Origin of the sequence: Synechococcus sp. CB0101 (assembly GCF_000179235.2) — a bacterium.
In the GTDB taxonomy this organism is placed as follows: domain Bacteria; phylum Cyanobacteriota; class Cyanobacteriia; order PCC-6307; family Cyanobiaceae; genus Vulcanococcus.
On record NZ_CP039373.1, the window covers coordinates 2,639,541 to 2,659,852 of the forward strand.

Here is a 20,312-nt window from a genome sequence, read left to right on the forward strand (position 1 = left end):
GCAGCAACCTCAATTCGTCACGGCAACAGGCATGCCATGGCGCAGCTTCAACAAGTTGCTCGTGATCACCATCTGCCCAGCACGCAGTCCCGAGAGCACTGGGTAGCGGTTCTCCTGGATGGCACCCAGCGTCACGGGTGTCTGCAAGGCAAAACGGGTGCCCGCCGGCAGACGGCGCAACTTCTCAACCGGAGCCTGCCCCGGTTGCGCCTCCAGATCCTTCAAGGTGCCCACCCGCCACACAAAACTCTGACCGGAGGTCTGTCGCACCGCAACAAAGGGAACCGCTGGCTGCTCGCGGCTATCCAGCAACAAACGGGTGCGCAAGCGCTGGCCGTTGCGCAAGACACCTCCTGGATTTGGGAGCAGGGCTTTCACCAAGAGGGCCTGATTGCCGGCGGTCACCGTGGGATCCACCGAGCTGACGCGGGTTTCAGCCAACACCTTGGTCGTTCCCGGCAGACTCAGCTGCACCGGCAACCCCACCCGAATGCGCTCGGCATAGGTGGAGGGCACTTCAACACGGGCCAACAAGGTGTTGTTTTTAATCAGCTTGGTGAAGGGATCACCCGCTCTCAGCACATCCCCGATCTTCACCTGAACATCCGCCACCACCCCGGGCAACGGTGACAGCAGATTGCTGTAGGCCAGATCCGCTTGCTTGGCGATCACCGCCTCTCGGGCTGAGATGTATTGAGCCTTGAATTCATCGCGCTGCTGAGCAGTCGCAGCACCTTGTGGCACAAGAAACTCGTAGCGCTGCCAGTTGAGCTTTGCCTTCTGCTCCTGAGCCTTGAGATCAGCCAATTCAGCCCGGATCTGCGCCTGATCAAGCACCAGCAACAACTGCCCCTGCTTCACCACATCGCCCTGGGAGATCGGCAACTGCTGAATGCGTCCCGATGCCTGGGCCGCCAGCTGGACAAGCTCGTAGGCCTCCAAGGTGCTCACCGTATCGATCGCATCGCTGAAGCGAGCCGACGCAACAGGTGCCAACGTGACGGCTAATGGCTCAGGTGGAGCAGGCCGTAGGCCACAGCCCACGAGGAGCAACAAGCTCCCCAGGCTCAAGAGGGCGTTGCCCTGATGGCGGCAGAGCAGGGTGCGCTGGATGATCAAGCCTCCTCAGGTTGCTCAGGGCCGAACCACCGCTCCTCAAGGTGCTTGATCACCACATAGAAGGGGGGCACGACACCCAATGAGAGAACCGTAGCCACGACAAGACCTCCAAAGATCACGGTGCCGAGCGACTGCTGACTTTGTGCACCGGCTCCATTCGCGACCACCAGAGGCAGGAAGCCAGCCAGTGCTGCAATCGCCGTCATCAAGATCGGCCGCAGCCTGGACTCTGCGGATGCCACCACAGCTTCCACCGCGGACATCCCGGCCTCCAGATGCTGCTCAGCCACTTCCACAATCAAGATGCCGTTCTTGGCAGCCAGGCCGATCAAGGTGACCAGTCCAACTTGGGCATAGATGTTGAGGTCGATGGAGCGAATGGCGAGGAACGCCAGGGCACCCAACATCGCAAGCGGCACGGTCATCAGAATGATCACCGGTGTCACATAGCTTTCGTACTGAGCGGAAAGCACCAAATACACAATCAAAATACCGAGGCCAAACACCAAAACGCTCGCGCTACCTGCAGAGAGTTGCAGCGCTGCCAGGCCTGTAAAGGCATAGCCAATGTTGGTGAAATCCTGCTGCTTGAAGAGGTTCTGAATCGCGGTGAGCGCCTGCCCCGAACTCTTACCAACAGCCTGAGCCCCTTGAATCAAGACCGTGCGATACAGGTTGTAGTGGCTAATGATGGGCGGTGCACTACTGAGGTTAGCTTCAGCGAATTGAGAAACCTGCACCAGTTTCCCATCGCGGTTGTTCACGTAGTAGCTGAGGATATCGTCAATCTCGGCGCGTTGTTCGTCGGTCGACTGAACATAGACGTTGCGAACCTGGCCATTCTCATAGGTGAGGCCGGTATAACTGCCCCCCGCCAGGGCCGCAATCGTGCTCATCGCCTCGGCGTAATCCACATTGAGCGCGCCCATCAAGGATCGATCGACCTTGAGATCAAAAGCAGGGGCACTGGGAATGAACTGGGTATAGAGCGATGAAAACTCACCGCTCGCCTGGCCCGCACCGATCAGTGATTTCGCCTGATCGTTGAGCTGATTAAAGGAATAATTGCCACTGAGATCGTTGAACTGGAAGTAGAAGCCACCTTGTGCGGAGAATCCTGGAACGGCAGGTGGCTGACCAATCACAGCCATGCCTGCATCCAGCTTGGAGAGCTTCGCGTTGAGCCGGTCGGCAATGGCAAAGGAGCTGTTCTTCTGGCCTGAGCGCTCATCTAGGGGCTTCAAGCCCACCATGATCGTCCCTTGATCGGGACTGGATCCATTGAATCCATAGCCACTGATCACAGCCGCCGAAAGAACGTCGTCCTCTTCCTTGAGGATCCCTGCAATCTGCTCACCCATCTTCTGGGTTTGGCTGAGCGAAGCGCCGTTCTGAAGCTGATAGATGCCCAAGATGTAGCCCTGGTCTTCATCTGGAATAAAGGCTTGCGGCAAGGCCGTGAAGGCCAAAGCTGTCAGCACGATCCCCCCACCAAGGCCAGCCATCACATAGCGGCGCTTGGCAATCAGCGCCTGCACCAAACGCGCATAGCCAGCCTGCAGCTTGGCAAAGAAGCTGTTGAAGCGATCAAAGATCAGCGGCAGGTTGGCACCCGCCAAGCCACCCAACACAACTCCCAGCACGTAGGTCCAATTACCAAAGGATGCGGAGCTGAATCGCCCAAAGGCCAAACCCACCACCACACCAGCCACAGGCCAAGCCCAGCCACGCGGTTGCGGTGGTGTGCCGCTGCGCAGAATCAAGCCCGAGAGCATGGGCGAGAACGTGAGGGCATTAAAGGCTGAAATCGCAATCGAGAAAGCAATCGTGAGCGCAAACTGCTGATAAATAATGCCGATGCTTCCCGGATAAAATGCGACGGGAACAAACACAGCCATCAGCACTAAAGCTGTCGCCACAAGGGCACCAAACAGCTCACCCATACAAGCCAATGCCGCCTGGCGAGGCTTCATTCCGGCTTCAATATTTTTCGAAACCGCTTCGATCACCACAATTGCGTCGTCGACCACAAGACCTGTGGCCAGCACCAAACCCAAGAGTGTGAGTTGGTTGATCGAGAACCCGAAGACCTTAATAAAAGCAAAGGTACCGACCAACGAAATGGGAATCGCCAGGCTGGGCACCACCGTTGCTCGCCAGTTCTGCAGGAACAGAAACAGAATCAGCAGCACCAGCACGATCGCCAGGCCGAGGGCATCCACCACACCCTCTACAGAAGACTCAATAAATTGGCCGATGTTGTAGACCTGATTCACCGTCACACCAGGCGGCACCTGCGACGCAAACGACGTCATCTCCTGAACCACAGCATCAGCAACGTCAAGAGCGTTGCTGTCAGGTGTCTGGAAAACCGCAACCGTGATCGCAGGATGGTTATCCGTATTCACCGCGGAGGTGGTGTAGTTATTGAAGCCATACGAGACTTCACCCACATCCTTCAGCAACAACACGTTGCCCGAAGGGCTACGGCCAACAATCAGCTTATTGAAAGCATCAATCGACATCAAATTGCCGTTGTCTTCAACCAGCAGCGGGTAGGTGTACATCTGATCACCAGCAGCTGGAGGTCCACCCACCAGACCACCAATCGCAGTGCTGTTTTGCGATTTCACCGCATTGATCACATCCGTTGCCGTGATCTTGTTGGCGGCGAGCTTCACCGGATCAACATTGAGCCAGTAGGCGGGGTTTGTACCGCCCAGGATGTTGACATTGGCAACACCGGGCACACGCTCGAGTGGGTAGTAGAGCTGTTCGTAAACCAAGCCGTTCAAGTAAGCCGCATCAAACTGCCCCTCACTCGACGAAACCTGGTAAGCGAGAAGAATTGACGGAGTGCTCTGCTGAACAGACACACCCGTTGCCGACACCTGAGCCGGCAACTGAGGCATGGCCAGAGAAACACGGTTCTGAACATTAACCTGGTCAATATCGATGTCGGTTGTCTCATCGAAGTAGACCTGAATAATGCTCTGCCCCTCCATGTTGCTCGTGGAGGAGATATAAGAAGCACCTGGCACGCCATTAATCTGCTGCTCCAGGGGATTGGTCACAGCCTGCTCAGTAACCAGTGAATTAGCACCGCTGTAATTAGCAGTGACCTGAATCAAAGGCGGAGCAATATTTGGGAGATTGGCAATCGGCAGGGTGGGGATGGCGATGATGCCCACCAAAACGATGAGGATGCTGCAAACGGTCGTGAGAACAGGCCGCTTGATGAAATTATCGGAAAACGACATGACAGACCTCAGTTCGCAGCGGCGCTAGACGATGAAACCGGCTTCACCGGCATCCCAGACCTCAGCAGAGCCGTATTGCTGGTGACCACGCGATCGCCACTTTGAAGCCCGGACAAGACTGGATAGTTATTACCTTGCAGTGGACCCAGCTTCACGGGCGTTTGCACCACGATGGGTGTCGAAGGAGGCAACTTTTCGAGTTTCTGTTTCTGTGCATCCGGGATCTGAGTGGATGCTTTGATCTGAGGCAGAGCCCGGGAGAGTGTGACCAGGCGATACACAAACGGTTGCTGGGCTTGCATCAGCACCGCGGACACCGGCACAGAGAGCTCACGAGTTGAGTTCGTGATGATCTTATTTTTGACGTATTGACCTGTTTTCAATCGACCAGTGAGGTTGGGGAAGGTTGCCTTCACCAGTACTGTGTTGGGTGATTTATCCGTACCACTGAATCCAAAATAGGGAGAGATAAACACCACCTTCCCTTGACCGGTCACCGGTGGATTGGTCTGGGTCGTGAGCTGCACCGTTTGGCCCAAGGCAACGCGGGTGACCTGGGTCGCCGGCACATCCATCAGCGTCCAAAGGGTGGAGTTATCGACAATTCCAGTGATGGCTTGACCCTGGCGGACGTAATCGCCCAACTTCACCGAATCAAGGTCACCAATAACACCATCAATCGGTGCCGAAACGTACTTGTAGCCGAGCGTTGCTGCATTGGCCTTCACCTGGTCGCGGCTCTGAATCGCCTTCGTCACATAAAAGTCACGATCGCGGGTGGAGACAGCACCCTGCTGATTCAGAAAAACGAATCGCTCGGCGTTAAGAAAGTCTTTGCGCGCTTCTGCCTTGCTGGCATCGAGGCTCGCCGTCTGCTGCACATTGTCGAGCACGATGATCGGGTCACCAGCCTTCACGCGCTGCCCCTGGGTGGCCAGGATCTTCACCACACGGCCATCGGTTTCTGGTCGCAGGGCTACATCCGTCGTGGAACTCAGCTGACTCACCACATCGATCGACGGATTGAACTCCGCTTCAGCGATGGTGGCCACCTGCACCGACAGCATCTTGGGAGCCGGTGGCTTGCTGCCACAAGCTGCCAACAGAAGGAGTGGCAAAGGAAGAGCGAGTAGGCCGCGCCGCACAACTAGTCAGTCAGTGCTGCGCAAACTAGCCGGTTTTGCCGCAACCCCCATGTTGCCGGCATCGGATGATGACGGCAGCACCACACACGGCGTGAGCGACCTGTTCAGCCACCGCGGCGAGCAGCTGCGCCAAAATCTGGCCCCCCTCGCCGATCGGCTGCGACCGCGCAGCCTTGACGACTTTCAAGGGCAGGAGGAGATCCTTGGCCCTGGTCGGCTGCTGCGGCGCGCGATCCACGCCGATCGGGTTGGCAACTTGATCCTTTACGGCCCCCCGGGTGTGGGCAAAACCACCCTGGCGCGGATCATTGCCGCCAGCACCCGCGCTCACTTCAGCAGTCTCAACGCCGTGCTGGCTGGGGTGAAGGATCTTCGCTCTGAAGTGGACGAAGCGCGCCGGCGTCTCGAGCAACACGGCCTGCGCAGCTTCCTGTTTATCGACGAGGTGCACCGGTTCAATAGCGCTCAGCAGGATGCGCTGTTGCCCTGGGTGGAGAACGGCACGGTGACGCTGATCGGCGCCACCACCGAAAACCCGTTTTTTGAGGTGAACAAGGCTCTGGTGAGCCGCTCGCGCCTGTTTCGGCTCCAGCCTCTGCAGCCCCAACACCTGCATCAGCTGTTGCAGCGGGCCCTCAGCGACAGCGAGCGCGGATACGGCGACCGGCAGGTCGTCATCAGCAACGAGGCGGCGGCCCATCTCGTTGACGTGGCGGGAGGGGATGCCCGCAGCTTGCTCAATGCCCTTGAACTAGCGGTAGAGACCACACCGCCTGGGCCTGACGGCGTGATCCACATCGATCTAGCCATCGCCGAAGACTCGATCCAGCAACGCGCCGTGCTCTACGACAAGCAGGGCGATGCTCACTTCGACACGATCAGCGCCTTCATCAAGTCGCTGCGGGGCAGCGACCCCGATGCCGCCCTGTTCTGGCTGGCGCGCATGGTGGAGGCCGGCGAGAACCCCCGCTTCATCTTCCGGCGCATGTTGATCTCCGCCGGAGAAGACATCGGCCTGGCGGACCCCCAGGCCATGGTGGTGGTGGAAGCCTGCGCCGCGGCCTTTGAACGGGTTGGGCTGCCGGAAGGGCTTTATCCCCTGGCGCAGGCAGCGCTTTATCTGGCCGGTGCTGACAAGAGCAACAGCCTGCTCGGCTTCTTCGATGCCCTCAAAAGCGTGAAGGCCAGCAGCCGTCAGGAGGTGCCCGCCCATCTGCGCGATGCGAACCGCGATGGCAAGGCCTTCGGCGATGGGGTGGGCTACCGCTACCCCCATGCCTACGCCGAACACTGGGTGGCTCAGCAATACCTACCCACCGCCCTACAGGGGCAGGTGTTTTGGCAACCCGGAGCGCTGGGCTGGGAGGGGCAACGCCGCCAACGGCTGCAGCAGCGCCGGGCCGCACAGCTCGCCGCAGCCGCCGAACATGAGGCGGAACTGGGTGAAGTGCTGAGCAGCAGTCCCGACGATCCAGCCCTCGAACGCTGGTTGCAACGCCAGTTGGGCAGTGAAGGCGAACGGCTCGATCAGCTGCGCCGCCAGCTTTGGGAGAACGCCAACTGGCAACGCCACGATCGCGTGCTGATCCTCGAAGCGCGCTCTTTGCTCTGGGCGCTCGACCCCCTACAACACACACCCGAGGGCGGGGTGGTGATCCAGAGCAACCAAGGCGCCGATGCGGAGCGATTGCACAGCCAACTGCGGGTGCTCGATGCCCTGCAACAACCCCGTGTGATCGGTTGCTGCACCAATGATCTAGGTGGGGCCCTAGAACCCGGCACCCGGTTTGAGTGGATCGCGGCGCGCCACCCGTTCCGGGACCTCAGCGCCGACCAACTCCCCGCCGCGCTTGATCAACTGAGCCAACTCGCCGCGCCTGAGGCCCAGATGCGGCTGCTGTTTAGCCAGCCGGTTCTCGGGCCCGCTGGATCCCTGCTGGCCCTTCCGGATCTACCGGCTGGCTTGCGCAGCGTTCTGGAACCACTCCCGGAGCTGGAGCAGGCCTGGCTCAACACACCACCAGATCTCGCCGCGCTGCAGGCAGGCCTCGAACAACGCGGTTGGAGCCTGAGCTGGCACAGCTGGGACGAAGCGCTCGAGCTCAATCTCACGGCCGGGGTCATCGAGCGCTGGCTCGGCGCCAAGGCGGCCTACCGGCTCCGATTGAGCCGCGTGCTCCAACCCGACCCATTGAAGCTGCTGGAGCGCGAACTCCAGCAGCGTGTGGGATGCCGCTTACCGCAGCGGCTGCAGCACCGACGACTGATCGGACGCCATAGCCGCTGATCTCACCAGAGACCGCGCACCGCAGGTGCAGCACTAGCGGGTGCCTCTGCCTGCTGAGCGGTGTAAGCCGAGATGCAGGCGGGGGTATTCATATACCAACTCAGCAATGAGGTAGATCGCTGGCTGTTATTGATGTCATTGACATCGCAAACTTTCATTGCACCCTGTAGACGCTGATCAGTTGGCAGCTTCGCCATCATGCCGTAGCTGGACAGCTTGCCATCCGCCGAGTCAAGAATGATAGCGCTGCGCACAGCCTGCAGACTCTTCTGCTGGCTGTAATAAGGCGTGTAGTTTTTCTGCTGGATGCTATTCAGGAGGAACTGTTCACCCTTAGAGGAGTAGAGGAAGTCTGCAACAGCGACGACATCAACCTCGTACTGCTTCTGCAATCCCGCCTCCAACTGCTGCTCAGTCCAGCCAGAGAGATCAGAGAGATTCTGCGGAACAGGATTGTCAATTTTGGGAGTGCCGCCAATGGGCGCAAGCGTGTTCGATCGAGGCCCAAGACAATTCACGCAAACCGTACGCGCCGTAAGCGGAATCGCCTCAGCCGTACCAACAGCCAGCACAACACCAACACTGGCCAGGGGAAGGAGAACCTTCAACATTGGGATGATGCAGAGATCACCTCTGCTGCATGGGGCTTCCTCGGTATGACGCTTGGATCAAGACCGGTCGCCAAGCTTTCAGAATCTTTTCACAAAAAACCGGCCCCCGCTCTTGGAGCGGAAGCCGGATGGTCGATGAGCTGGAAACCGGCTTCTGCCTGATCACCAGAGGCCGCGTACGGCAGGAGCGGGCTTGGGAGCCTCGGGAGCCTCAGCGGTGTAAGCCGCGATGCAAGCCGGGGTGTTCATGTACCAGCTGAGCAGGGAGGTAGCCCGCTGGCTATTGGATGCATCACTCACATCGCACACCTTCATCGCGCCCTGCAGACGCTGATCGGTGGGCAGGTTCGACATCATGCCGTAGCTCGACAACTTGCCGTCTGCCGAATCGAGGATGATGGCGCTACGCACAGCCTGAAGGCTGTGGCTCTGGCTGTAGTAGGGGGTGTAATTGTTCTGCTGAATGCTTTCAGACAGGAACTGTTCGCCCTTCTCGGAATAGAGGAAACGGGCTACGGCAGCCACGTCGACGGCGTATTCCTTTTGCAGGCCAGCCTGCAGCTCATCGGGGGACCAGCCGGAGAGATCTTTCAGATCCTTGGGAACCGGGTTATCGATCACCTCGGTGCCACCCAGGGGCAGCAGGGTGTTCGAACGAACAAAACCCTGGCTCACAGCACGGGCGGTCTGGGTGGGCAGACCTGACTGAATGAAGGTGGGAGCGCCGTAACGAACGCCAGCCTGATCGGAATTGATGGTGGTGGGCCCTTGAGGAATGGCCTGGGCCGAGAGGCCTGCGAGCAGGACACCAGCGCCAGCCAAGGGGAGGAGAACCTTGCGCATGGTTGTGCAGAGGATGACTCTCCCGGTATGGCGAGCAGGAACGTCCACCATGGACCTTCTGCAGGTTGATTTAAGAATCGGTTATCGAAAAACAGGGGATCGGTTAACGCTGGAGCTCAACTGCGCGGCCCCGTTCCACGGCGTGCGGGGAGCTCCAGTGCTGTCCAGCCGGGCGGGCAATGCAAGGCATCGCGCTCAAAGCGGAAGGCAGCGGGTTCACCGCGACCGCTGCAGGCCACGCCACGGGGCACGTTGTCTTCAGCCTGCACCTGAGCCACATAGCGCTCGTCACCGCCCCTGGGAATCAACAACAGTTGCACCCGGTCGGGGGCTTCGCTGATCCGCGCCTCCATCCCTTCCGGAGTCTCCAGGCCAAGAACGTCGAGATAGCCGGTGAAACTGCCCCAGAAGTAACGGGTGATCTGGCCGCCCACAAACTGCCCCAACGCTTCGCTGGCTCTGGCGCGGCCATCCTGCAGGGCCTCCTGGGAAGCCAGATCCGCCAACACCCGATCGGTGGACGCGCCAGTGCGCATGGCCGGAGGCGGCAACAGGCGCCACTGAGCCAGCCCGGCCACCCCCAACAGGCTCAACAGAGCCAGCACGCTGAAGCGCAGGGCCATCGGCATGAAGGGGGCCTGCTCAGATCTGGGAACGGGCGGACGTTAATCCCAGATCGCCTGTTCGGCTGCCTGTCCCACCACAGCGCACAACCAGCCGTTACGGCGCTCACACACGCTGCGCGGTTGCCAACCCTCCAGTAGGTGTTCCAGGCGCTGGTGCTCAGCGCACCACTGCCAATGGCGCAGATCCGTGGCCAGGCTGCTGCGTTGCCATTTGATCGCGGCCTCCTTGCGCACCCAACTCTCCAGCACCTGCGGCGCGCGTTGCGGCGGAGCGAGACGTTGCAGCTCAAACCACTCCTGCGGCGGGAAAAACCGACGCGCCAACAACTCCGCCTGAATCCGCCTCTGCTGCCACTCCAGATCCACACCGATGGGCCATGGCGACCAAGCCAGCAGCAGCTGATCACGGCTGTGGCTCAGGCTCACGCAGCCCAACCCCTCTGCGAGGGAGGGGGCCTGACCCGGGGGACTGTGCAGCGGAACGGCCTCAGGGTTCAGTTGCAGCAGCTCGGCCAGGCGACTGCGCAACTGATGGCGGCTGGCGCGGTAACGCCGCTGAACCGGCAGCGGCAACTCAGCACTCCAGGCCCGCTCTGCCTCGCTGATCGCCCAAGGCCCTGCCTCATCGAGCTCCAGCGACTGCAGCCACACCCGCGGCGGCGCCGCACTCAGAGCTCCCCTTAGGCTCCCGCCATTGTGTTCAAGCCCCGCCATGGCTCTGCAGATCGGTGATGCCGCCCCTGAGTTCACCCTCCCAAACCAGAACGGCGAGCCGGTGAGCCTGGCCAGCTTCAAAGGCCAGCGCGTGGTGATCTACTTCTATCCCAAGGACGACACCCCGGGCTGCACCAAAGAAGCCTGCAACTTCCGCGATCAGTGGTCGGCCTTTGAGCAACACAACATCGCTGTGCTCGGCATCAGCAAAGACGGTGCAGCCAGCCACGGCAAATTCATCAGCAAATACGACCTGCCCTTCACCCTGCTCACCGACGCCGAGCCCTGCCCGGTGGCGGAGAGCTTCGGCAGCTATGGCCTCAAGAAATTCATGGGGCGTGAATACATGGGGATGATGCGCCACACCTTCGTGGTGGATGCCGACGGCAAGATCGAAAAGGCCTACACGAAGGTGAAGGCTGAAACCATGGCCGACGACATCCTGCGCGATCTGGGCCTGGCCTGAACTCAGGAGCACCAATCCACCACCGGCAGCGCCGCCATCGCCTCCAACGCCAGGTTCGGCGCATGCACGGCGTGGATGCGTTGCTCCAGCAGGAGTGGCCGCAGCAGCTCGGCATCGCCGCCGGTGAGCCACAGCTGAGCTCCCTCGGCGGTCGCCGCGGCCGATGCAATCGCGGCCGCCACCGCCCGGCGGCATCCTTCCGCCATGGCATCGACCGTGGGGGAAGGCCACGCCGATACCGATTGCGTGGGGTCAACCCCATCAGCCTTGACCGCGGGCAACTGGGCCGTGGCACCTGCCAGGGCCCTGAGCTGCAGCGCCACCCCAGCGCTGATCAATCCCCCCACAAAACCGCCATCGGCATCCACCCGCGTGAGGCTCAAGGCGGTGCCGGCATCAGCCACCAACACAGACTGGCGCTGCTGGCGCCAGGCCCTCCAACCCACCAGAGCGCGATCGATTCCCAGCCAAGGGGGCACACCGTGCAACGGCACATCCGCCAGTTGAAGCTGGCGCCCCAAGGCGAAACGCTCATGGCTCTGGACTGGCCCCACGGCGGCCCAGGCCTGCAGATCAGCTAGTTCGCCAACCTCCCCAGCCGCGCTGTGCCAGCAGCGCAAGCCATCGGCGCTGCGCTCGGCCCAATGCCAGCGGCTGTTGCCGATCAGCAACAGCCGCCCCACTCAGATGCCCTCGCCTGCCATCCCGGGCAGATGGATGCCGCATTCCTGCTTGAGCCCACCGAAGCGGGTGGCACGGCCGCTGAGGCCACCGTCATCAGGACCGCTGGAGTGCCAATCGCCCACCGTGGAGTAGCCCTGCTCGAACAGGGGATGCTGGGGTAGATCGTGCTCCTGCATGTAATAGAAGACGTCTTTATTGGTCCAGGCGAGCAGGGGCCGCAGGGCCCAACGGCCACGCATTTGCGCCAGGGGCTGCATGGTGCTGCGGTGATCGGTCTGCCGGCCGCGAACCCCACTGGCCCAGCAGCGCACAGCGAGCGCGTCCATGGCGCGATCCAGGGGCTCCACCTTGCGAATGCGGTGGTAGGTCTCCATGTCTTCCACCCGGCCGGTTTCCCAGAGGCGGCCGTGGAGCGCTTCCATCCGCGCCGGGCTGAGCTCGGCCTGGGCCACATGCACCTGGAGCCCCAGGCGCTCGATCAAGGTTTCGGCGTAGCGGTAGGTCTCTGGAGGCAGATAGCCCGTATCCACCCAGATCACCGGCACTGGGCGATCCAGCTGGCTGATCAGATGCAGCGACACCGACGCCTGAATGCCGAAGCTGGTGGTGAGGGCAAAGCCATCGCCGAACTGCTCAAGGCCCCAGCGCAGCCGCCCCAGCGCATCAAGGGACTCCAGCGCCTGGCAGCACTGCTGCTCATCCAACGCCGCTGGGGGAGTGACCGGGGGGCTCGTCATCGGTCCATCCTCCAATGCCAGGGGAATCGCTTCCGTTGCCACAGCTGCTGGTTAGGGTTCGCGCAACACCATCTGCCCGATCGCAGCCGTGCCCTCAGCCGAGGCCGAACAGCAACCTGTTGTGGTGGTGGGAGGCGGTTTCGGCGGGCTGAGCGCAGCCTTGCAGCTGGCGGCTTCCGCTGCCGACGTGCCGGTGATCCTGATTGAGCCGCAGGAGCGTTTTCTGTTTCTGCCCCTGCTCTATGAGCTGCTCAGCCAGGAGTTGCGGCGCTGGGAAGTCGCCCCGAGCTACAGCGAACTCCTGGCCGGCAAAGGGGTGGTGTGGCTACGCGATCGGGTCAGCCAGATCGATACAGCCGCACAACAGCTGCGCACCGAGGGCGGTCAACAGATCGCCTACAGCCAACTGGTGCTGGCCACCGGCGGCAAACCCACCACCTACGGCATCCCCGGCGTTGCCGAACACTGCCTGGGCTTCCGCAGCCTGGCGGATGTGGATCGGCTGCAGCAGCTCGTGCAACAGCTCAAGCAACAGCAGCGGCCCCTGCAACGCCTCGCCATCGTGGGAGCCGGCGCCAGTGGTGTGGAGCTGGCCTGCAAGCTCGCCGATCTGCTGCAAGGGGCCGCCGTGCTGGAGCTGATCGAGCAGGGGGAGGAGCTGCTGCCGGCTTCTCGGTCGTTCAACCGGGAGCAGGCACAGCAGGCCCTGCTGAAGCGCGATATCCGGCTGCGCACCGGCACGCGCGTGATGGCGGTGAGCGCAACAGCCGTGAGCCTGCAACGGGGCAACAGCAGCGAAACCCTCAGCTGTGACGGGGTGATCTGGACCGGCGGTGTGGTGGGCAGCGTTCCTGAGATCACCCCTGCCCTCGAGCTCGATCGCCGCGGTCGGTTGCCCTGTCAGAGCGATCTTCGGGTGATCGGCGCTGAGCACGTTTTTGCCATGGGTGATGCGGCGCTCTGCCCCGATGCCAGCGGCGATGCCCATCCGGCCACGGCCCAGGTGGCCTACCAGCAGGCCACCTGCGTGGCGGCGAATCTGCTGCGCCAGCGCCGCGGGGAGGAGCTCCAGCCCTTCATCTGGAACGATTTAGGCGAAATGCTGGGGTTGGGCATCGGCCACGCCAGCCTGACCGGCATGGGGATCACCCTGGCGGGAGCCGCGGCCTTTCAACTGCGGCGCCTGGCCTATCTGGCCCGCATGCCGGGGCTGCAGCACCAGCTGCGGGTGGCCGGTGGCTGGCTGGCCGATTGGTTCTGACGCACCGCACCACCACTGCTTCGATGACCGACGCGCGCCGCCCCGAAGGCCTGCTGCTCGATGCGATGGGCACCCTGATCGGCCTGCGCCGCTCCGTGGGCAGCACCTACGCGGCATTCGCCGCGGAGCACGGGGTGAACGTGGAGGCGGAGGCGATCAACGCCGTGTTCCCGCAGCTGTTTCGCGCCGCACCGCCCCTTGCCTTCCCAGGATTGGAAGGCAAGGCGCTGCTCGAGGCAGAACAGGCCTGGTGGGTGGCCTTGATCGATGGCTGCCTCAAGGCCTGCGGCCATGACGATCCGCTGCCGGAGGGGTTGGGGCCCGCCCTGTTTCGGCACTACGCCACCGCCGAGCCCTGGCAGGTGTATGGCGATGTGGCCGAGCATCTGCAGCAGTGGCGCAGCGCAGGCCTCAAGCTGGCCGTGGTGAGCAACTTCGATCAGCGGCTGCACGGATTGCTGGAGCAACTCGAGCTGGCACCACTGATCGACACGGTGGTGGTGTCGTCAGCAGTGGGGGCGGCCAAACCCGATCCGCGGCCGTTTGAGCGGGCGCTGGAGCTACTGGAGCTGCCGGCTGCGGCGGCCTGGCACATCGGCGACAGCCCCGAGGATGAAGCCGGTGCCCGGGCAGCCGGCCTGCACTGCGTGTTGATCCAGCGGAAGCAGCCCGCGGGCACCCCAGGCGGAACACGCTCTTGAAGCAAACCGCCCTTCTGGGCCGCACCGCCGGCCTACGCCCCGCCCAAACCCGCCGCCTGGAGCGCCTCAGCCACCGGCGCCATCCCGAAGCGTTCGGCGCGGATCTACTCAGCCTGCAGCGGCTGGCCGCCGAAAGCTGCGAACTCGAACTGCCCCTGAGCCTGGTGATCGATGGCCGCGGTCTCTGCCGGCTGCTGTGGGTGGGGCCGCTGGAGCAATCCGGCCGGCTGCTGGAGCGCCTGCCCGGCGGACCACGCCGGCAAGGCAGCGACCTGCGCCTGATCACCTGCGTGGGGCGGGCGAAGCAGCTCGAACCCCATGGCAGCGAAGCGGTGGTGGGCCTCGATCTCGATCCCCAGCTCTGGCTGCGCTACGGGCAACAGCCCGGAGCAGGCGGCCTCTGGGCCGCCGCGGCCTATCTGCCCGGCGGCGATCCCGCCCATCCCTGGCAGCAGCAACACGAAGCCGACCTCAGCGAGCTCTGCCAGTGGATCCCGCCGGAGCGGCCCACGCTGCAGCCCCAGGCCATCCAGCCGAGCGGCATCGAGCAGGTGCTGCTGCTGGTGCTCAGCCCCTCCGATCCCGAAACGGCGCGGCGTGAAATCGCTGAGCTGGAGGGTTTGGTGCGCAGCGCCGGCTCCAAGCCGGTGGGGCTGGTGGTGCAACGCAAAGCCTCCGGCTCCCCGCAAACCCTCTGGGGCGAAGGCAAGCTGCGCGAAGCGGCGCTGGAAGCCCGGCGGCTGGGGGCCTCACTGGTGGTGACCGACCGCGAACTCACCCCCGCACAGGCCCGCAACCTGGAGCGCCTGCTGGATCTGCCCGTAAGCGATCGCAGCGAATTGATTCTCGACATCTTTGCCCAGCGGGCCGCCAGCGGCGCCGGCCGGCTGCAGGTGGAACTGGCGCAGCTGCGCTACCGGCTGCCGCGGCTGGTGGGGCGGGGCCTGAGCCTCTCGCGCCAGGGCGGCGGCATCGGCACCCGCGGCCCCGGCGAAACCCAGCTGGAGAAAGATCGCCGCGCCATTGCCCGCCGCATCGACAAGCTGCAGCGCGATGTGCAAAAGCTGCGGGAACACCGGGCCCGCATCCGCAGCGGGCGCCACGGGCTGCAGCGCTTTGCCCTGGTGGGTTACACCAATGCCGGCAAAAGCTCCCTGCTCAATGCCTTGAGCAAGCCAGCGGCAGGTGATGCGGTGCTGGCCGAAAACAAATTATTTGCCACCCTCGATCCCACCACCCGCCGCATCAGCCGGCCCGATCCGGCCGGAGGCCCGCCGCAAAACCTGCTGCTCACCGACACGGTGGGCTTCATCCGCGCCCTACCGCCGCCGCTGGTCGAAGCCTTCCGCTCCACCCTGGAAGAAACCCTGGAAGCTGATCAGTTGCTGCTGGTGGTGGACCTCTCTGATCCGGGCTGGGTGGAGCAGCTCAACACAGTGCACACCATCCTTGATGAGCTGGGCAGAGACACCCCAAGGCGGCTGATCGGCAACCAGATCGATCGCTGCCCCGCCGAAGCGCTGCAGCAGGCGCGTGCCCTCGATGGCCAGGCACTGTTTGTCTCCGCCACCGGGGGGCTGGGTCTGGAGGGGCTGCGCGATTGGCTGTTCAGCGAACAGCCGCCGTTGGCTTGACGTCAGTTCACACCCTGGCTATGTCAGCATCTGGCCTCTTCCCATGCCGGCTCATGGCGCTCCAACTGGGCGACACCGTCCCCGATTTCACCCAGAACTCCCAGCTGGGACCGATCAACCTCTACGACTTCGCCGGCGATAGCTGGGTGGTGCTGTTCTCCCACCCCGCCGACTACACCCCGGTGTGCACCACCGAGCTGGGTGAGGTGTCGCGCCTGCGCTCCGAGTGGGAGAAGCGCAATGTGAAAACGATTGCCCTGAGCGTGGACTCCGCCGAGAGCCATGGCGGCTGGATCTGCGACATCAACGAGACGCAGAACACCACGGTCGACTACCCGATCCTCGCCGATGAGGACAAGAAGGTGAGCGATCTCTACGGGATGATCCACCCCAACTCGCTCAACAACCTCACGGTGCGTTCGGTGTTCATCATCGACCCCAACAAAAAGCTGCGTCTGCAGATCACCTACCCCGCCAGCACCGGCCGGAATTTCCAGGAGATCCTGCGGGTGATCGACTCCCTGCAGCTCACCGACCACCACCAGGTGGCCACCCCGGTGAACTGGAAAGACGGCGAAGACTGCGTGGTGGTGCCCTCCATCCCCACCGATGAAGCCCGCACCAAGTTCCCCAAGGGCGTGACCGAGATCAAGCCCTACCTGCGCATGACCCCCAGCCCAACAAGTGATCGCCTAGGCGGCACGATGCATCAGCCCCGGGACAATGCCCGGGGGCTTTTTTGTTGTCATGCGGGTGTTGGGTCTGATGAGCGGCACCAGCGCCGATGGCGTGGATGCCGTGCTGGCGGCCTTCAGTGGCCCGCCGCGCCGGCCCCGCTGGCGGCTGCTCAGCCGGGCTGCCGTGCCGTACCCGGACGATCTGCGCCAGCGGCTGATCGCCGCCGGCCAAGGTCAGCCAATCCAGGCCGCGGATGTGATCGAGCTGGGCGAAGCGCTCACGGAGGTGCAAGCCGCCGCGGCCCGCGCCTGCGATCCAGCCGGGAGCACGCAGCTGGTGGGGTGCCACGGCCAGACCCTCTGGCACCGCCCGCCCCAACACCAGCGCCGCGGCAGCAGCTGGCAGCTCCTGCAAGGACCACTCCTGGCCCAGCTGTTGCAGCGGCCCGTGGTGTTTGACTTCCGCGCCGCTGATCTGGCCCTCGGGGGCCAGGGGGCACCACTGGTGCCCGCTGCCGATGCCGCCCTATTGCCGGCGATCGGCGGCTGGCGAGCCCTGCTCAACTTGGGCGGCATCGCCAACCTCACCCTGCTGCCACCGCAGGCCGGCCCGGATCGCACTGCGGCCGTGCAGGGCTGGGATTGCGGCCCCGCCAACACCCTGCTGGACCTAGCGGCAGCCCAGTTCTCCGCAGGGGAGCGGCGCTTCGATGCCGATGGCGCCTGGGCAGCCCAGGGCCAGGTGGATGAGGCGCTGGTGCAGCGGTGGTTGCAAGAGCCCTATCTGCAGCAAGCGCCGCCTAAATCCACCGGCCGGGAATTGTTCGGGCAGCCGGATCTGGAACGGCGTTTGCGGGAGCTAGCGGCCGCTGCCGAACGGCGGAATCAACGGCTGGCGCCCGCCAACGCCCTCGCCACACTCACCGGCTTTACAGCTGCTGTGGTGGCCCAAGACCTGGCCCGCGGGCCAGCCGTTCTGGAACTGCTGGTGGCCGGTGGCGGGGCCCGCAACGCCACCTTGATGACGGAGCTGCGCCGCCGCTGCCGCGGCCTGCAGGTGCGGCCGCTGGCGGAGCTGGGCATCGGCGAGAGCGACCGCGAGGCTCTGGCCTTCGCCCTCCTGGCCTGGTGGCATCACCGAGGGGTCAGCGGCTCGCTTCCCTCGGTGACAGGCGCCGCGCAGCCGGCCGTTCTAGGGGTGTGCGCCCGCCCGAGCCTTTAAACCGGCAGATCACGATCCACCACGAAGCGCAGGCAGAAGCCGCAGCCGTTCATAGGGTGTGGCGATCGGCCAGCAAGCCCATGAGCGCCGGCAACGCCCCCGCCCTCTACGAGCGCATCCGCAGCGATCAGCAGCTCACCCAGGAGCTGTTCCGCCAGGCCCTGCAGGACCCCTCAGGCGCCCTCAGCCGCATCTGTGAGCTGGGCGACAGCTGGGGGCTGCCCGTGAGCAGAGACGAGGTGAAAACCCACCTGGGCAGCATCGACGACCCTGAAACCAAGCAGTGGCTGCTCAAGGCCCGGGGCGGCCTCTAAGGCGCTGCGGCGGGGCCGACGATCGGCTCCCATCCAGCTGAAGAACAGCCAATAGCTCACGATCGCCAGGCCGGCTGCCACCACCAGGGCCGCCACCTGTTCGAGTCGCTTCACCATGGCGCCGGGCTGTGCGAGTACTGAAAACAGTCTGCAGGGCCGGACCTCCCAGGGGAGATGATGCAAGCAGGACCGGGCCCCAGGCGCCCTCCACTGCACACGCCTTGCTCCGTCTCGAACGCGTATCGAAGATCTATCCCACCGGTGAGGTGCTGCGGGATGTCACCTGGGAGGTGAAGGCGGGCGATCGCATCGGCCTGGTGGGCGTGAACGGCGCCGGCAAATCCACCCAGATGCGGATCATCGCCGGGATGGAGGAGCCCAGCAGCGGCCAGGTGGTGAAGCAGGGCGATCCGCGGATCGTGTACCTGCAGCAGGAATTTGACGTGGATGTGCGCCGCACGGTGCGGCAAGAGCTGTTTCAGGCCTTCGGTGAAGCCGCTGAAGTGCTCAACCGCCAGCGCGAGGTGGAAGAGGAGATGGGCAGCGAAAAAGCCGCCGAAGACCCGGATCACCTCGACGAACTGATCCACGAGCTGGGCAGCCTGCAAAGCCGCTTCGAGAGCCTGCACGGCTATGAGCTCGATGCCCGCATCGACAAGCTGCTGCCCACCATCGGCTTCACCCCGGAAGGGGCTGAGCAGCTGGTGGGCGACTACTCCGGCGGCTGGCAGATGCGCATCGCCCTGGGCAAGGTGCTGCTGCAGGAGCCGGATCTGCTGCTGCTCGACGAACCCACGAACCACCTGGACGTGGAAACGATCCAGTGGCTGGAGGACTACCTGGTGGGCCAGACCTGCCCACTGGTGGTGATCAGCCACGACCGGGCCTTCCTCGATCGGGTCTGCAACCAGATCGTGGAAACCGAGCGGGGCGTTTCCCGCAGCTACCTGGGCAACTACAGCCAGCACCTCGAGCAAAAGGCCCTGGAGCGCGAAGCCGGCCAAGCCGCCTTTGAGCGCCAGCAAAAGGAGCTCGCCACGCAGCAGGCCTACATCGATCGTTTCCGCGCCAGCGCCACCCGCTCCACCCAGGCCAAGAGCCGCGAGAAGCTGCTCGACAAGGTGGAGCGCATCGAGGCGCCGATCGAGAGCGTCAGCGGGCCGCGCTTTCAGTTCCCGCCGGCCCCGCGCAGCGGCCGCCTGATCGCCGAGATCAAAGACCTCAGCCACAGCTACGGCGAGCAGATCCTGTTCCTGGGCACCAACCTCGAGGTGGAGCGGGGCGATCGCATCGCCTTCGTGGGCCCCAACGGCGCCGGCAAATCCACGCTGCTGCGCCTGGTGATGGGCATCGAGACCCCCGATGAGGGTTTCGCTGGCCTTGGGGAGCACAACGTGATCGCCGGCTACTTCGAGCAGAACCAGGCCGAAGCCCTCGATCTCTCCAAAACGGTGATCGACACCCTGTTTGAAGCGGTGCCGGATTGGACCCAGACCCAGGTGCGCTCGCTGCTGGGCAGCTTCTGCTTCAGCAACGACGCCGTGTTCAAGGAGGTGGGCAAACTCTCAGGCGGCGAAAAGGCGCGCCTGGCCCTGGCGCTGATGTTGCTGATGCCCTGCAACCTTGTGGTGCTGGATGAGCCCACCAACCACCTCGACATCCCGGCCAAGCAGATGCTCGAGGATGCGCTGATCGAATACGAAGGCGCGGTGCTCGTGGTGAGCCACGACCGCTACTTCATCTCGCGGGTGGCCAACAAAATCGTGGAAATCCGCGATGGCGAACTGGTGGTCTACCGCGGCGATTACGCCTACTACCGCGAGAAGAAAGCCGAAGAGGCCGCTGCCGCTGAGGCCACACGCCAGGCCGCCGAACAGGACGCCAAGCGCAAGGCCAACCGCGACAAACAGAAAGCCAAAGCCGAAGCGCGCAAACAGAAAGCGGCCTGATCCAGCCGCGGATGCCGGCCACCGCTCAAAACAACTTCACACTTCCCTAGGCAAGAGAACTC

The 20,312-nt window shown here is 63.4% G+C and carries 17 protein-coding genes and 1 pseudogene; 9 read left to right on the plus strand and 9 right to left on the minus strand.

The window, feature by feature from the left end; genetic code table 11:
* Positions 1-9: 9 nt before the first annotated feature.
* From CB0101_RS14335 to CB0101_RS14345, 3 genes are read right to left on the minus strand one after another with little or no spacing between them, the layout of a single operon-like run.
* A complete protein-coding gene (locus CB0101_RS14335; RefSeq protein ID WP_010304644.1) occupies positions 10-1,119 on the minus strand; it encodes an efflux RND transporter periplasmic adaptor subunit in 1,110 nt (369 codons plus the stop codon).
* Positions 1,116-4,379, minus strand: coding sequence for an efflux RND transporter permease subunit (locus CB0101_RS14340; RefSeq protein ID WP_029552772.1), 3,264 nt, complete (start codon positions 4,377-4,379; stop codon positions 1,116-1,118). The genes CB0101_RS14335 and CB0101_RS14340 overlap by 4 nt, the downstream gene beginning before the upstream one ends.
* An 8-nt stretch (positions 4,380-4,387) precedes the next feature.
* Positions 4,388-5,446: an efflux RND transporter periplasmic adaptor subunit gene (locus CB0101_RS14345; protein WP_136644186.1), complete on the minus strand. Its 1,059-nt coding sequence runs from the start codon at positions 5,444-5,446 to the stop codon at positions 4,388-4,390.
* Between the two features lie 169 nt (positions 5,447-5,615).
* Here CB0101_RS14345 and CB0101_RS14350 point away from each other — a divergent pair, with 169 nt between their 5' ends.
* A complete protein-coding gene (locus tag CB0101_RS14350) occupies positions 5,616-7,811 on the plus strand; it encodes an AAA family ATPase (protein ID WP_029552775.1) in 2,196 nt (731 codons plus the stop codon).
* A 2-nt stretch (positions 7,812-7,813) separates the two neighbouring features.
* Here the strand turns inward: CB0101_RS14350 and CB0101_RS14355 are convergent, their stop codons facing one another.
* The 4 genes from CB0101_RS14355 to CB0101_RS14370 form a co-directional block, all read right to left on the minus strand.
* Complete coding sequence (locus CB0101_RS14355; protein WP_010304686.1) at positions 7,814-8,422, minus strand: alpha/beta hydrolase; 609 nt, start codon at positions 8,420-8,422, stop codon at positions 7,814-7,816.
* Positions 8,423-8,584: 162 nt separating this feature from the next.
* Positions 8,585-9,265, minus strand: coding sequence for an alpha/beta hydrolase (locus CB0101_RS14360; RefSeq protein ID WP_010304688.1), 681 nt, complete (start codon positions 9,263-9,265; stop codon positions 8,585-8,587).
* A gap of 116 nt (positions 9,266-9,381) precedes the next feature.
* Positions 9,382-9,894, minus strand: coding sequence for a hypothetical protein (locus CB0101_RS14365; protein ID WP_043717083.1), 513 nt, complete (start codon positions 9,892-9,894; stop codon positions 9,382-9,384).
* A 36-nt stretch (positions 9,895-9,930) separates the two neighbouring features.
* Positions 9,931-10,542: a 4'-phosphopantetheinyl transferase superfamily protein gene (locus CB0101_RS14370; protein WP_010304692.1), complete on the minus strand. Its 612-nt coding sequence runs from the start codon at positions 10,540-10,542 to the stop codon at positions 9,931-9,933.
* A gap of 61 nt (positions 10,543-10,603) precedes the next feature.
* On the opposite strand from CB0101_RS14370, the gene bcp reads away from it, so the two are divergent.
* Complete coding sequence (bcp, locus tag CB0101_RS14375) at positions 10,604-11,071, plus strand: thioredoxin-dependent thiol peroxidase (protein WP_010304694.1); 468 nt, start codon at positions 10,604-10,606, stop codon at positions 11,069-11,071.
* 2 nt (positions 11,072-11,073) lie between these two features.
* Here the strand turns inward: bcp and CB0101_RS14380 are convergent, their stop codons facing one another.
* Positions 11,074-11,742: a type III pantothenate kinase gene (locus tag CB0101_RS14380; protein WP_246833781.1), complete on the minus strand. Its 669-nt coding sequence runs from the start codon at positions 11,740-11,742 to the stop codon at positions 11,074-11,076.
* Positions 11,743-11,754: 12 nt separating this feature from the next.
* Positions 11,755-12,492 carry a phosphoadenylyl-sulfate reductase gene (locus CB0101_RS14385; protein ID WP_029552776.1) on the minus strand — a complete coding sequence of 246 codons (738 nt, stop codon included), beginning with the start codon at positions 12,490-12,492 and terminating at the stop codon, positions 11,755-11,757.
* A gap of 88 nt (positions 12,493-12,580) precedes the next feature.
* Between CB0101_RS14385 and CB0101_RS14390 the strand changes: the two genes are divergently transcribed.
* The 7 genes and pseudogenes from CB0101_RS14390 to CB0101_RS14420 all read left to right on the plus strand — a co-directional run bounded on the left by CB0101_RS14390 (position 12,581) and on the right by CB0101_RS14420 (position 20,250).
* Positions 12,581-13,753 (plus strand): NAD(P)/FAD-dependent oxidoreductase, encoded by a 1,173-nt coding sequence (locus CB0101_RS14390; protein ID WP_010304699.1) that lies wholly within the window; start codon positions 12,581-12,583, stop codon positions 13,751-13,753.
* A 23-nt stretch (positions 13,754-13,776) separates the two neighbouring features.
* A complete protein-coding gene (locus CB0101_RS14395; protein ID WP_010304702.1) occupies positions 13,777-14,454 on the plus strand; it encodes an HAD-IA family hydrolase in 678 nt (225 codons plus the stop codon).
* A complete protein-coding gene (hflX, locus tag CB0101_RS14400; protein ID WP_136644187.1) occupies positions 14,451-16,088 on the plus strand; it encodes a GTPase HflX in 1,638 nt (545 codons plus the stop codon). Before CB0101_RS14395 ends, hflX begins: the two co-directional genes overlap by 4 nt.
* 53 nt (positions 16,089-16,141) lie before the next feature.
* Positions 16,142-16,768 (plus strand): annotated as a pseudogene (locus CB0101_RS14405) (peroxiredoxin); the annotation flags it as partial.
* A 67-nt stretch (positions 16,769-16,835) separates the two neighbouring features.
* Positions 16,836-17,987, plus strand: a complete 1,152-nt coding sequence (locus CB0101_RS14410) for an anhydro-N-acetylmuramic acid kinase (protein ID WP_136644188.1) — start codon at positions 16,836-16,838, stop codon at positions 17,985-17,987.
* A gap of 80 nt (positions 17,988-18,067) precedes the next feature.
* Entirely contained in the window at positions 18,068-18,301 is a 234-nt protein-coding gene (locus tag CB0101_RS14415) for a hypothetical protein (RefSeq protein WP_029552778.1), read from the plus strand.
* 221 nt (positions 18,302-18,522) lie between these two features.
* Positions 18,523-20,250 (plus strand): ABC-F family ATP-binding cassette domain-containing protein, encoded by a 1,728-nt coding sequence (locus tag CB0101_RS14420; RefSeq protein WP_010304722.1) that lies wholly within the window; start codon positions 18,523-18,525, stop codon positions 20,248-20,250.
* Positions 20,251-20,312: the final 62 nt, after the last annotated feature.